The sequence below is a fragment of the Rhodococcus yananensis genome (assembly GCF_020515525.1).
In the GTDB taxonomy this organism is placed as follows: domain Bacteria; phylum Actinomycetota; class Actinomycetes; order Mycobacteriales; family Mycobacteriaceae; genus Rhodococcus; species Rhodococcus yananensis.
Map to the genome: position 1 here is coordinate 82,097 of NZ_JAIYEP010000009.1, position 13,237 is coordinate 95,333.

Sequence of the window (13,237 nt, forward strand, 5' to 3'; positions counted from 1 at the left end):
ATGGGAGCTGTCATCGGCGATCTCCTGCCACTGGCAGTAGGTGTCGCAATCTCGCCGATCCCCATCGTGGCGACGATCCTGATGCTGTTGTCGACACACGCGGGATCGACCAGCACCGGATTCGGTGTGGGCTGGGTGATGGGCATCGTCGTGGTAACCGGACTCGTGGTGCTCGCGTCAGGAACCATCGACAGCAACGGCGCCGACAACGGTTCCCCGGCAGCGTCGTGGACGAAAATCGTGCTGGGCACGGCGCTCGTGGTGTTGGCGATCGCTCAATGGCGACGTCGCACCGACACCGAGGTGCCCGGTTGGATGAAGGCGATCGACGAATTCACCTTCTTGCGGGCCACCGGCCTCGGGATGCTGCTCTCCGGTGTGAACCCGAAGAATCTGCTGCTGTGCGTCTCCGCCGGAATTACCATCGGCACAGCCGGTCTCGACGGTGCTGGGCCTATGGGTGCCGTCATAGTGTTCACCGTCCTCGCCGCGTCGACCGTTCTGGTTCCCGTCGTGGGCTACGCGCTCGCGCGTGAACGGATACAACCTTCCCTCGACGCGGTCAAGACATGGCTCCAAGCGAACAACCACCAGGTGATGGCGTTGATTCTGCTGATCATGGGGTCGGTCGTCATCGGCAAAGGCCTCGGCGGACTGTGAGACCGACCAGGAGGACACCGAAACGGACCGAGACCGACGCGAGGGGAGCACAGCCGTGACCACTCTGCCCCTGTTCCCTTCCCTACATGGTTATCGCACGCGCTGGCTGCGCGCGGACGTCCTCGCCGGGCTGACAGTGTGGGCGATTCTGGTACCCGAAGCCCTCGCGTACGCCTCCATCGCCGGGGTTCCCCCGGTGACCGGCCTGTACGCCGCAATTCCCGCCCTGATCCTGTACGCGGCGGTCGGAAGCTCACGGCATCTGGTGGTCGGTCCCATGTCCGCCACCGCCGCACTGTCGGCCGCGATCATCGCGCCACTCGCGGGAGCCGATCCGGGACGGTACATCGCATTGTCCGCCGGGCTTGCGCTCGTCGCGGGTGTGCTCGGGCTACTCGCCGGAATCGTCAAATTCGGCTTCGTCGCCGCATTCATCTCCGAACCTGTGCTCAAAGGATTCATCGTCGGATTGGCACTGACCATCCTCGTCGGCCAGCTTCCGACACTGCTCGGCGTCGACAAGGGCAGCGGCAACTTCTTCGAACAACTGTGGACGCTGCTGCGCGCGCTCGGCGACATCCAGTGGCTCACCTTCGTCATCGGTGTCGCAAGCCTGATTCTCGTCCTGGCGGTGAAACACTGGATCCCGCTCGTACCAGGATCGTTGCTGGCAGTGCTCGCAGGAGTGGTGGCCGTCGCTGTGTTCGGATTGGACGAGCGCGGGGTGAGCATCGTCGGACACATCAATGCGGGCCTGCCCCGGATCGGGGTACCCGAGGTCGGCATCGGTGACTTCATCGATCTGCTGGGGCCGGCCGCGGGCGTGCTGTTCATCGGATTCGCTGAAGGGCTGGGTGCCGCAAAGACCTACGCGGCCAAAGCCGGCTACGACGTGAACGCCAACCGAGAACTCGGGGGGCTCGGTGCTGCCAATCTCGGCGCGGGCCTCTGTTCCGGGATGGTGGTCAACGGCAGTCTGTCGAAAACCGCAGTCAATGGCGGTGCCGGAGCGAAAACCCAGCTCAGCGGACTCATCGTGGCGGTGCTGACGATCGTGACCCTGCTGTTCCTGACCGGACTGTTCGAAAAACTGCCGGAGGCGACGCTCGCCGCCGTAGTGATCGCCGCAGTCGTCGAACTCATCGACTTCGCCGGATTGCGGCGGCTGTACCAGATCTGGACCGAACGACTGGGACGCATCTACGGGCGGGCCGCACGAGCCGACTTCGCTGCCGCGCTCGCCGCACTGGTCGGGGTACTGGTCTTCGACACACTGCCGGGCTTGATCATCGGAGTGGTCGTGTCGGTTCTGCTGTTGTTGTATCGCGCCTCGCGTCCGAACGTGGCACGACTGACCCGGCATGAGGGACTGTGGGTGGACACCGCCCGGCATCCGAACCTCCCGGGCCGCAAGGACGTGCTCGTCGTCCGTGTCGAAGGAGGACTGTTCTTCGCGGACGCCGACTACGCCAAAAGCACTATCGAGAAGATGACCGACCACGATGTCCGGATGGTGGTGCTCGACGCGCAGACCTCCCCTTTCATCGATGTGACCGCCGCACAGATGCTCTCCCAACTCGCCGACGGACTGGACCGTCGCGGAATCGAACTACGCATCGCCCACGACATCGGACAAGTCCGTGACGTGCTGAACCGAACCGGATCGGACCGACAGCTTCCGGTGTATCCGACAGTGAACCACGCACTCGACGACGTAGAAGAAACCTAATCCACCTTCACCAGCGTCCTCGACCGATTCCGGGTGCGGCGAGGTGATCGTGCAGAAGCAGCGCCTCGATGGAGGCGCTCTCACGACCCTCTTCGCTTCTCGACCGAAACCGCGGCGTCGACACCGATCGGTGTCGGCACCGCGTGAACTCCGCCGGATGCAGGCTTGTCCACGGACAGATTTTCATCCAACACGGGTGATGTCTGAGCGTTCCGCCGATGAGATGCTCGCCCGAGACACCGAGGTGACGATGCCGACAATCGCCTGTGCCGTCTCGACTGCACGATCGCCGGGCGGTCGACAACCCGACCATAGGCGGTGAACTCGCGAGGAAGGGGTTCGATGTCCAACCCCAGTGAGGGCGTAACCAGCGTGGTCGGCAGCAGAGCAGAGCCCGAGCTCACACTCCCCTGTGCCGATCACCAGGACGTCGACGACGCCACGCGCGGGTTTATCGCGGCGCTCGACCCGAGGGCGGTCACGAACGCCGACCTGGTCGGATATCTGGACGCTTCCGATCCGGCCTTCGCGATCGTCACACCATGACCGGGACAGTCCGTAGTGGGACACGCCGTCCTGTACAAACGGCCCGGACGGATCCGCACCCACCGGAAACAGAACCGGTGGCGTCCGGCCGCGGTACATCGCGTCTCCGACATCGGTTCCTACGAGGACAATCAGTCTCCCGATCGAGGAGGTCACGTGAGCGGGATCGTTGTGCTGCTCGTGGGTGCATTGCTCTGCTTCTACGGGATTCGTTCGTTGCACCTGGCCGTGCTCGCAGCAGGGTTCGGACTCGGCTGGTTGATCGCTGATCTCTTCAACGCCTCGGCGTCGGTACTGCTGTTGTTCGCACTCGTCGGAGCGGTCACCGCGTGGGTCGTTACCACGTTGATCTTCAAGTTCTCCGCTTACTTCATCGGTGGTCTCACAGGCGCGATGGCCGGCGCCCGCGCCGCCGACATCCTGCAAGCCGGCGACAACGACTGGGCAGTGAGCGCCATCATCATCGTCGCGGTGGCGGTCGCGGCCGCGTTCATCGCCGACAAGTACCGCGCACGAGCGTTGCTGTGGCTCACATCGATCGGGGGTGCGAGCATGATACTCAACGGCCTCGGTCGAACGGCCGACCCACTCGGCTTCCTCCACGACCCGAATCCGGGATGGCAGCAGATCGTGTCAACGGCAGCATGGATTGCGCTCGGTACGGCGGGCTGGCTGATCCAACGCCGCCTTTTCGCGGACAAACTCGACATCAAAGTTCGTCCCGCGTGAACACCTCGCCCCGGACGAACTCGGCCTGATTCCTGGCGGTGACGTCGATGATGACGAGAACCCTCTCCGGAGCGCGGTGTGCGCCGCCGCACCGACCCCACCAACGGGCCGAGCCCCTCGCATGGACAGCAGTATGAGATGAGGAACCGGCTTCACTGCATGCGTGCCCTGCTTCCCAGCGAGCGCATGACCCGAGCGGATGTAGTCGCGGGTCTTCCCGGGGCGATCGGGAGCGTGCCGGACGGCATGGCTGCGGGCGTACTTGCCGGGGTCAGTCCCGTCCACGGGCTGTACGCGAGCATGGCAGGACGGGTAGTCGGTGGGCTGTCCACCAGCACCCGGCTGATGGTGATCACCACGACCAGTGCGTCCGCGTTGGCGGCGGGATCGGCGCTGGCCGATGTCGCCGCCGAGGACCGCACCGCGGCGCTGGTACTGCTGACATTGATTACAGGTGCGGTCATGGCGATGGCGGCACTGCTGCGGCTCGGCCGCTACACGCGGTTCGTTTCGCATTCGGTGATGACCGGTTTTCTGATCGGTGTGGCAGCGAACATCGTGCTCGGCCAGATCCCCACGCTGGTCGGGGTCGACGCCGCGGGACAGACCGCGGTAGCGAAAACGGTGTACGTGCTCACCCATCCCGGGGAAATCGATTGGCGGTCCTTCCTGGTCGGGACCGTCGCTCTTCTCCTGGCAGAGGGCTTGGCCCGGTCGCGTCTGCGACTGTATGCCTCGCTGGCGGCCCTGGTTCTGCCGACGGCGATAGTGGTGATCTTCGGCTGGGGTTCGGTCAGCCGCGTCGCCGAGGTGGGTACGATCCCGCCCGGGATGCCGGTGCCGGGCCCTCCCGACCTCACCGTGCTGAGTCCCTCACTGATCGGCGGGGCGTTCGCTGTCGCGATCATCGTGCTGGTGCAAGGCGCCGGGGTTGCCGAGGCAGCACCGAACCCGGACGGCCCGCGGTCCGACGCGAACCGTGATTTCGCCGCTCAGGGCGTCGGCAACATCGCCGCTTCCCTGGTCCACGGCATGCCTGTCGGCGGCTCGGTGGGGCAGACGGCTCTCAACCGCAGCGCGGGTGCCAGGACCAGTTGGGCTTCGATCTGGTCGGGAGTGTGGTTACTTGTCCTGCTCGTAGCGTTCGCGGGGCTGGTTGCGAAGGTGCCGATGCCGACACTGGCCGCTGTGCTGATCGCCGCGGCTGCCGGTTCGCTCGCACCGTCGAGGGCAGCAGCGATCTGGAGCAGTGGCTATACCTCACGGGTGGTCTTTGTCACGACCTTGGCTGCGACACTGCTGCTCCCGGTGACTACCGCTGTGGGAATCGGTGTCGCACTGTCACTGGTACTGCAACTCAACCAGGAAGCCATGGACCTGCGGGTGGTCCAATTGAAGGTGGACGGGAACAGGCTCGTCGAACTCGACGCGCCTGGGCAGCTGGCGGACCGAGATGTCGTGGTGCTGGACGTGTACGGCAGCCTGTTCTACGCGGGCGCGCGCACGCTCCAGGTGCAACTTCCAGATCCCAGCGCAGCGGTCTCACCGGTGGTGATTCTCCGACTACGCGGTAGAACCACGGTCAGCGCCACGTTCTTCACTGTCGTTGCCGACTACGCACGTCGCCTCGATGATGTGGGAGGACAGCTTCATTTGAGTGGAATCGACCCGCGGATACGGGATTTGTGGACGGACGAACTTCTCGCTGCACACGGTGTGCGGATCGAGTTTCACACTGCGACTTCGACGATCGGCGAGTCCACCCTGGAAGCGTATGCCGAGGCACGGGTGTGGCTCCACGAGCAAGGCACGGGAAGGAACGACGGATGAGTGCCAGCGTGTCAGTCGAACTCAACCCAGCACGGTGACGACCAGACTCCGACCAGAGTTGATCGGCCACACGGTATGGGTGACCGATGGTTGAGCAGCACAGACCAGACTCGTCTCCACGCTTGATTCGTGTCGACGAACAAAATCGCAGGGGATGTCCTCTAGGGAAGAGATGGAGAAGCCCGCGTGTCCCCGAGCGCGGACACATCCACTCGTTCGAGTCCAGGGGTGTGTCGCACGATGGGATATCGTTGGCGCCATGCTGACACTTCGTCGAAAGAATGACTCCGCCTGCTGAGTCCGGTGGCGCCCCCGACCGTGCCGCCATGACCGACATGATCGAACTGCTCACCACGCGGTTCGCAGAACCCATCGCGGTCTACCGTGATCTGCTCCGCGGCCTCGCCGCCACCGGAGAGCCCCCATATCACCAGTCGGTGCTGCTCGACACTCATCCTGTCGAGGGTCCGTCGTTGACGACGCCACACCTGCGGATCCAGGTGAGCTACAGCTATCAGGACGCCGACGAGCTGGGATCATTCCCTGCGGAGATGAGGCCGGTGTGTGTGCGGATCCATGTGCAGGGCTATCCCGATAAGTATCCCGACCGTCGGGCAGCGGGCTCCGATCTGGTCCACGAGTACCCGGCCGTCGAACCGGAAGCGTGGGCGCGTGCGGTGCTCGGCCGACAGTGGTCGGATTATGCGTACCAAATGATCCGCCGGACCGATGTGGACCGGCGCATGCGCACCAACCTGATCTACACCCAGCCACTGTTCGTGGTGTTCGTCGCCTCGGACGGCACACCGGTGCTGGCCCCGGACAACACCGCCTGGAACCGGGTGTGGCTCAAAGTCATCGACGCCCGCAAACTCGATCCGGATCCCGAATCGAGGGCACTGCAAGAACACATCGCCCGGGTCGGCCCGTACGCCCCGACCGCAGGAATCCGCCATCCCGACACCGAACCCGACGGCGGCTGGCGCCTGGAGGTCACCGGTGTGCCCCTCGACCGGCTCACCGACACCGCGGCCGAGACGGTGCGCGCACTGCGCAACGGTATCCGGGTCCGCGGCAGGATCGCCACGCAGTTCCGCCCGGTCCGACTACACGTCGAACTCGACCACGTGGTGGTGTACTTCAAGTGGGCCCGCAATCCGAACACCTTCGTTGTGACCATGCATCCACCCCAGACAGGCGACGAGCTTGCCGGTCCGCCCTGGCACACCCCCGCCGCCGTCGCCGGCACCATGATCTCAGGATGGCAAGAGGAACTGTGTACAGGTCTGCTGGTGCGCGGTACCCGACGCCGCGACGGCGACACCATCCACATCTCGGCTCCGCCTTCTACCCCGGTCCACCCAGAATATTGGGTCAGCGAGGTCGCGCTGCACGAACGCTGCGGGGTGTGGCTTGCTCGCGAGGGCCTCGACATCGACCGGCCGCTCGAATGGAAGAACACGGGTGTACTCGCGGTGTGGATCCAGGCCAAGGTGAACAACGCGGTCGGGCGCCCGTATGTCGGGCATGCCGCGGCGCGCTGGTCGGGCCAGGCCACCGCCCACGTGGACGTGCTCGAAACCGTGCCCGGCACCCCGGAGACAGTGGCTGCTCAACTCGCCCATCGCATCACGCACATGCTCGCGGACCTCGGGGCGGAGACCATCACGGCGACTGTCGCGAACGAGCATCTCACCGAACTCGGCTACACGAATCGTCCCGAGCAGTCGGGGATGGTCCTCGATGTCGCCTCCATGCCGTGAGTCCTCGATAGGAGTGCGTTACACCCTCGCGGCGGAACGAGACTGGGACCCGTACCTGCGCGTGGTAGCGAGACGCCCGATGCGAGCTGGTAGCCCACACCGCTCCATCCATCGGAATGCGGCCACCTATCGCTAACTTGCCATGCAGCATCGGCCCCTCGCGTTCCGAACCGGCCCGTTCCGCCGGCTCGGAACGCGCGGACCGATCCCCAAACAGCACACCCCGAAACGGTCCGGCACTCGATCGTGTCTGTCAGTTTCAGAAGTCGATCGATTGGCGGTGCACGCGTCCGATCGCGTTTCAAAAACGTTCGTTTATGGAATGGTCCACCGGCTGCCGAGCTTCGGGCAGTGCACGCGATCCGACCCCGCCCGCTCGGACCTGCCATCCCAGCCTCGGGGTCAAAGAAAAAAGTCTCCTGACATTTTTCATTATAGGTTTTATTGACACGAACGTGTAGTCTTGGATATGGTCTAACCATACTGCTCAAGTAAGTGGGGATTGCGGTCCCCGCGAGGAAAGGTTGCGCCCGCATGACCAGCAAGACGTTTGACGACCTCCAGCAAGAAGTCGCCGACAACGGCGGCGTCATCACCGTGCAGGCCTGGCAGCTTCGAGAGGCGCAGGGCGCCGGACGACTCACTGAAAGAATCAACGGCGAGATCAGCGAATCCCTCCGCCGACGAGGACTCGGCCACGTGCCTTTCCGCCCCGAGGACCTGCCCACGTCGCAACATGCGCGAGTACGGGTCTACGACGCGACATCGGCACTGGGGAAGGTCATCGAAGCCGCGCACAACCCCGGCACGGACGAAGACAACACGCTCCGCGAGGCCGTGGACGGCGAGGCAGCCGGACTTCTGAGCCAGATTCGAGCACTCGTCGCGGAGTGATCTCCACTCCCACCAGCACGCAGCCTGCCTTCGCAGCGATCCGAACCCCGGACCGCCCACACCGCACTCGGAGTGTGGGCGGTCCGGGAACCCACCGGATTCACACACCCTCTCATCTCTGGAGGTCTCATGATCCTCGTCAACCTCGCATCCTCCTGGCCCGCCGTCACCGACGGTCAGGCCGACGCCGCCGACATCACCCTCGGCAACTGGGCCCAGATCAGCGACCACAGCCTCGATACCTACGCCGACTCCATCCTGGGCATCTACAAGAACGAGGTCGTCACAGCCTTCGACATCACCGGATGGCAGCGACTGACCGAAGGCCCCGACGCGGGACGGGTCGCGTTCACCGGCCGCCTCTCCCAACAGTGGAAGCACCTGATCGGCACCCCGAACCCGGGAACGCCGTGGACGGCAGGCATGGCACGGCCGGTCCAGTACCTCGACACCTATACCCTGATCGCCGGGACCGCCACCCTCGACCCCACCGAGGACGACCACGACCACCGCACCGATCTGCGGGGCTACACCCTCACGGTCCACTCCAATGGAAACGCCACCGTCGGTGTTCCTTTCGGCAAGCACGTCACCGTCGTCCCCAGTACTCGAGTCGAGAACGACTGGCAGTTCGTGGACGAGGACGACGACGCGGCGTTCCGCGCCGCATTCGACCAGGTCACCCCCGCGGACTGGCACCAGCTGAGCGTGCTGCTGAACCGCATCGAAACCCACGACGGGCCGCTGCACGAGATCGTCAGCCGCGAGGAAAGCCCGGGAGTCATGGAGTGGCCGCACTCCGTGGACAGTCCCGTCATCGCCGACCTGCGTTGGCTTCTCCGGCGCGCAGGGCTGATCCTGCACTTCGCGCCTGTCGAATGGGAGATCGGGGACGCCTCCACCGCCACACCCGAGGACTGTGTACGTGCACTGACTCTCATCGCCCGCAACGACCACTGGATCACGGGCGGATTCGTCAGCTGCTTCGAGAATCCCGACTCGGTGGGCAGGGCGTATCTGCGGCGCGCTTTCGAACTCGCCGGCCACTCCAACTGACCACCATCGACAATGCGCTCACCTCGGGATTCGGGGGAGTCGGTGCGTAAGCGCAAATTATCGGCACCGACCCCGCAGAAACCGGGAGTGACAAACCCCCAGTACGGAAAAATATCCGAAATGTCCGAAAAAATGGGGTTTCATGATCGCTGCCGCACCCCGCGTCATCCGGCTCGAGGGATGGCTGGGAACACGCGACGGCACGTGCAGAACGCGCGGCATCAGTGTACGGCATGAGACCACCCCACCTGCGCGTATCCGCGGCATCACGCTCCTTTTCTGGTGGCATCACGACAGTCGCGACAGGGCCATTCGGTACCGGCAACTTCCCACCGGGGTGGCATCGCGGCGAACGGGGATTCGCCCCAGGGTGTCAGTGGGTCTTCCCGCTTGCTGTCGGTGAAGTCCGCACCGAGCATGATCCTGAATCCGTGTCGAACTGGGGCTTTGCGTCAATGGTCCCCGGCCACGGAGTCGAGCAGCGTCCAGGGCGAGGTTGAGGATGCCGGTCCGGCGGAGCCGGCCATCGCGCCACCGGTGCAGGGCCGGGGATCGTCAACCCTCATGTGGCTGCGGTGCGGCGCAGCCTGCCGGTCCTCCCGACCGCCTCGTGAACAGTGCGCCAGTGGGGTTGGTGGTGTGTTCGTTGGAAGACTGCGGCGGCGTGCAGCAGCGGCCGGGCCGGTGGCGGGATCACCCAAAGGCACAGTTCGGTAGGGCGTGCAGCAGCGGATGCGCCGACGGTGATCACGGTGTCCCCGGTCAGCGCGAGCCGGGGAGCGATCAGAGTTCGTCGAAGGTGGTGCCGGTGAACAGCAGGGTGGCCAGCGCGGCGGCACTATGCAGGGGATGTTCTGGTCGGGCATCGACCGCGGTCATGTCCCTTACGAGAGCCGACGCGTGCAGGTGATGGCGCTGTGCTGGCCGGACCCGGGGCATGAGCCGATCGGCTTCGAGAGTTTGCGGGGACGTGGCGACGACCCTTACATGCAGCCTCCGTCGCCACGCCAAGGGGCCATTTCCCTTGGGTAGCCTGGCTGGTGATCACTTCTTCCGTGACCAGCGCCGCAGTGCACTGATTCTTGGTCGGATTGCGCCGACGACCGACCGTCCCACAACCAAGGATATCTTCAGCCAGGTAGCCGGTTTTGGCTGCGACCTGGGTGTTTGTTTCGTGGACCGTGTGCGGGAAGGCGCGTTGAGGTGAGAGTCGGAGGCCCTTGCCCCAGCGTGTTCGTTACCGATTCGATGATTCGTTGCTGCGATCGCCTCGACGTCGAGGCTGCCGCGTCTGACGAGTTCCTCTCAGATTTCTGCGGGGCATTCCCCGCATCCGAGAGCGCCGCAGCTGGGTTCCAACGGCGAGGGGTCATCGATCACTGACCGTTCGACCTCTGTCGGAACGAGCGTGCCGTGCCACTCTGGCACGGTTCCCGCACACCGGTGAACACCATTCCCTCCGGGGATGAGACTTGACGAAGAAGAGAATGCACCCCGGTGCGGGGCATGCCCGAACCTGGTCGATTCGGTCCGGCAGCAGAAGCTTGCACACGTCGGATGCCACTATGCCGAGTGCGACCAACCACGGATCCGCCACATCCCAGCGAGTCCTCACCGTAACGGGATCCGCGGGAGAGAGCTCGAGTCGGGAAGCGCTGTAGCAACTGAATTCGTTGATGATCGCCAGGGGTTCGCTGCTGGGTGCCGAGTCGTCGACGACGGATTGCAAACAACTGCGAAGTGCGCTGCGCAGTGAGAGGAACTGCTTGTGTGTGCGGGGCGTGCAGGCCTGACCCATGAGCGCGGCCGAGAGTTCGCTGCCGAACTGGTCTGCGTGATCGGCCACCCACGCAGTGAGTTGATCCGTAGTCGTCAACGCATCGACGCGGTGCCCGCGGAGGCCGCCATCGATGTAGGTGGTGTTCACCAACTCCACGGCGAGGGGTTCGCCGTTCAGTGGCACGGTTGGCGGAGACGCAGACTGCTGACCCATATACCTAATGGTACCCAAGTTGACTTCCGTTAGATGTCGTGCTGCTATAGCTGAACTAACGGTGATTTCGAATCGATCCATTAGATGAGGGGGATTCATGGGCAGACTCGCATTGAACAGTGGCTGGGGCACTCGCATCACCACCGTGGCGTTCGTATCGTTGACCGGTGCCTTCGGGCTGAATTTGGCGATCGGGCAGTTCATTCAGCCGCTGATGGGACACTTCGGCTGGTCTCTCGCCGCCACGAGCGGCACCGTCGCGGTGAGCACACTCATGTGGGGGCTCGCCCAGCCCGTCATGGGCCGACTCATCGACCGATCCGGCCCGCGAGCGGTGATGACTGTCAGCGCCGCACTGATGGGACTGGCATACGTACTTCTTGCCACCATCACCGACTTCTGGCAGTTCGTTGTGCTCTTCGGGATCATCGTCGCAATCGGTTTCGCCGGTTGCAGTTCGATGCCGGCCTCGGTCCTCGTCGCGCGATGGCACGTGCGTGGGCGACCCCAGGCGCTCGCGATCAGTTCGATGGGAATCAACGCAGGCCAATTACTACTCTTGCCGCTCGCGGGCGTGCTGATCTCGGTCTTCGGATGGCAGACGGCGTTCGCGCTCCTCGGGTGTGTGATGCTGGCAGTCGTCGTTCCGGTCATCTGGTTCGGTGCGCGGAACACCCCCGCGGACGTCGGTTTGGAAGCGGAGCAGCCATCCGTCCAAGCCGTCGCGGCAACCGGCCTCAGCCAAGCGCTGAAGGATCGTCAGTTCTGGCTGATCAGCCTCAGCTTCGCAGGATGTGGTTATTCGCTCTACATGTTCACCACCCACATGCCCAAGCTCGCAGTGGAATTGGGGTTTGGGGCGTCTGCCGGGGGATGGTTGATGGCGCTCGTTGCGGTGTGCAGCGCGGCATCGATGTGGACTACCGGACAATGGGCTGCCAAGAGGTGGGGCAAGCGACGACCTCTCCTGGTATTGCACGTTGTGCGCATCGTCGGTTTCGTCTTGCTGACACTTGCAGGAAGCGGGCAGATTCTCACGCTTGGCGTCGTCCTCTTCGGACTGTCCTCGTTCCCGGTGATCCCGCTGACCACAGGACTGATCGCCGATCGCTTCGGCGGAACCGCGATGGGGGGGATCCTCGGCTCGACCTGGCTGATCCACCAGGTGTGTGCGGCGCTCGGTGTCCTGATCGGTGGGGTGCTCCATGACGCCACCGGTGACTACAGTGCATCCTTTGCCAGTGGTGCTGCGGTGCTCCTGGTCTCGACCGTTCTGACCTGGTTGATTCGCGAACGGCGAGTACTCGCACAGCAACCTGCCATGCAGCCGAGTTGAGTTCCGGCCTCGGGGGGAAGCCCCGATCCGGAGTCCAGCTATCCCAGACCGGGTGCGCCGCTTCCACGGCGCCACGGCGCGCACGAGATCGTGCTGAAGGCCGTATCGGGTTACGTCCATGAGGATGGTGTACGAGCCGGATCCGATTGAGTGGGGTCGTGGTCGGTTCGCCCACCGGAACACGGCCCGGTGGGCGGTGGCCTTGTCGGGGAGCGCCCGACGGCCCTCGAGGAGCTCCCACTTGAGCGTGGCATTGACGCGCTCCGCCAGCGAGTTGTCGGCACTCGACCCAACCGTACCCATGGACTTGGCCCGAACAAATCCATCCCAGCGGTGCCGTGCTACTGAGAGCGTGTCTCATGTGGAGAGCTTCTTGAAGCATGTCAACGCGGAACTTGTCATGGATCCTCCCGACCCTTGTAGTCGTCTGCTCCCCTTGTGACACGGTGCCCGGGGATCGTCCATCGACCATGGTGTTCGACTGTCTGACGGCACTTCCCCCGCACGGTGCGCTCCCCGGCGGACGTGTCACGTGCGCGCCGCCGTCCGGACTGGGCGGTCGGGCAGCTCGGCTGTGTGGCCTCGATCAGTGTGCTATGGTCGCGCCCGTTCATGATCGACTCGGGGGGATCGCATGGCTGGGTGGGGGTACGCGGTGGTCGGGCTGTCGGCGCTGTTGGTGGCCGGGTGCAGTCCGAGTG

General features: G+C 64.4%; 10 protein-coding genes. 9 read left to right on the plus strand and 1 reads right to left on the minus strand.

All coding sequences use genetic code 11. The annotated features are described in order from the left end of the window. The 8 genes from LDQ05_RS04010 to LDQ05_RS04045 all read left to right on the plus strand — a co-directional run bounded on the left by LDQ05_RS04010 (position 1) and on the right by LDQ05_RS04045 (position 9,207). Entirely contained in the window at positions 1-660 is a 660-nt protein-coding gene (locus LDQ05_RS04010; RefSeq protein WP_226435595.1) for a GAP family protein, read from the plus strand. Between the two features lie 55 nt (positions 661-715). Beyond that, the gene (locus tag LDQ05_RS04015) at positions 716-2,389 is read left to right on the plus strand and encodes a SulP family inorganic anion transporter (RefSeq protein WP_226435596.1); all 1,674 of its coding nucleotides are present in this window, start codon (positions 716-718) and stop codon (positions 2,387-2,389) included. Between the two features lie 342 nt (positions 2,390-2,731). Continuing rightward, positions 2,732-2,935 carry a hypothetical protein gene (locus tag LDQ05_RS04020; RefSeq protein ID WP_226435597.1) on the plus strand — a complete coding sequence of 68 codons (204 nt, stop codon included), beginning with the start codon at positions 2,732-2,734 and terminating at the stop codon, positions 2,933-2,935. 156 nt (positions 2,936-3,091) lie between these two features. Further along, positions 3,092-3,664 (plus strand): DUF4203 domain-containing protein, encoded by a 573-nt coding sequence (locus tag LDQ05_RS04025; RefSeq protein ID WP_226435598.1) that lies wholly within the window; start codon positions 3,092-3,094, stop codon positions 3,662-3,664. Between the two features lie 159 nt (positions 3,665-3,823). Further along, entirely contained in the window at positions 3,824-5,494 is a 1,671-nt protein-coding gene (locus LDQ05_RS04030) for a SulP family inorganic anion transporter (RefSeq protein WP_226435599.1), read from the plus strand. A gap of 326 nt (positions 5,495-5,820) precedes the next feature. After that, the gene (locus LDQ05_RS04035) at positions 5,821-7,257 is read left to right on the plus strand and encodes a hypothetical protein (protein WP_226435600.1); all 1,437 of its coding nucleotides are present in this window, start codon (positions 5,821-5,823) and stop codon (positions 7,255-7,257) included. A 534-nt stretch (positions 7,258-7,791) separates the two neighbouring features. Beyond that, positions 7,792-8,151 carry a hypothetical protein gene (locus tag LDQ05_RS04040; RefSeq protein ID WP_226435601.1) on the plus strand — a complete coding sequence of 120 codons (360 nt, stop codon included), beginning with the start codon at positions 7,792-7,794 and terminating at the stop codon, positions 8,149-8,151. A 129-nt stretch (positions 8,152-8,280) separates the two neighbouring features. Next, a complete protein-coding gene (locus LDQ05_RS04045; protein ID WP_226435602.1) occupies positions 8,281-9,207 on the plus strand; it encodes a DUF6508 domain-containing protein in 927 nt (308 codons plus the stop codon). A gap of 1,369 nt (positions 9,208-10,576) precedes the next feature. On the opposite strand, the gene LDQ05_RS04050 is transcribed toward LDQ05_RS04045, so the two are convergent. Then, positions 10,577-11,404, minus strand: a complete 828-nt coding sequence (locus LDQ05_RS04050) for a CGNR zinc finger domain-containing protein (protein ID WP_308013153.1) — start codon at positions 11,402-11,404, stop codon at positions 10,577-10,579. On the opposite strand from LDQ05_RS04050, the gene LDQ05_RS04055 reads away from it, so the two are divergent. Then, a complete protein-coding gene (locus LDQ05_RS04055; RefSeq protein WP_226435604.1) occupies positions 11,298-12,536 on the plus strand; it encodes an MFS transporter in 1,239 nt (412 codons plus the stop codon). The two genes, LDQ05_RS04050 and LDQ05_RS04055, sit on opposite strands and share 107 nt — an antisense overlap. Positions 12,537-13,237 lie beyond the last annotated feature (701 nt).

What these genes read in the sequence shown, in the direction of transcription:
- LDQ05_RS04050 (WP_308013153.1), bottom strand. Translation starts at nt 11,404, where the DNA reads ATGAACTGCCCGATCGCCAAATTCAGCCCGAAGGCACCGGTCAACGAT.
- LDQ05_RS04045 (WP_226435602.1), top strand. Translation starts at nt 8,281, where the DNA reads ATGATCCTCGTCAACCTCGCATCCTCCTGGCCCGCCGTCACCGACGGT.
- LDQ05_RS04055 (WP_226435604.1), top strand. Translation starts at nt 11,298, where the DNA reads ATGGGCAGACTCGCATTGAACAGTGGCTGGGGCACTCGCATCACCACC.
- LDQ05_RS04035 (WP_226435600.1), top strand. Translation starts at nt 5,821, where the DNA reads ATGACCGACATGATCGAACTGCTCACCACGCGGTTCGCAGAACCCATC.
- LDQ05_RS04010 (WP_226435595.1), top strand. Translation starts at nt 1, where the DNA reads ATGGGAGCTGTCATCGGCGATCTCCTGCCACTGGCAGTAGGTGTCGCA.
- LDQ05_RS04020 (WP_226435597.1), top strand. Translation starts at nt 2,732, where the DNA reads ATGTCCAACCCCAGTGAGGGCGTAACCAGCGTGGTCGGCAGCAGAGCA.
- LDQ05_RS04030 (WP_226435599.1), top strand. Translation starts at nt 3,824, where the DNA reads ATGCGTGCCCTGCTTCCCAGCGAGCGCATGACCCGAGCGGATGTAGTC.
- LDQ05_RS04040 (WP_226435601.1), top strand. Translation starts at nt 7,792, where the DNA reads ATGACCAGCAAGACGTTTGACGACCTCCAGCAAGAAGTCGCCGACAAC.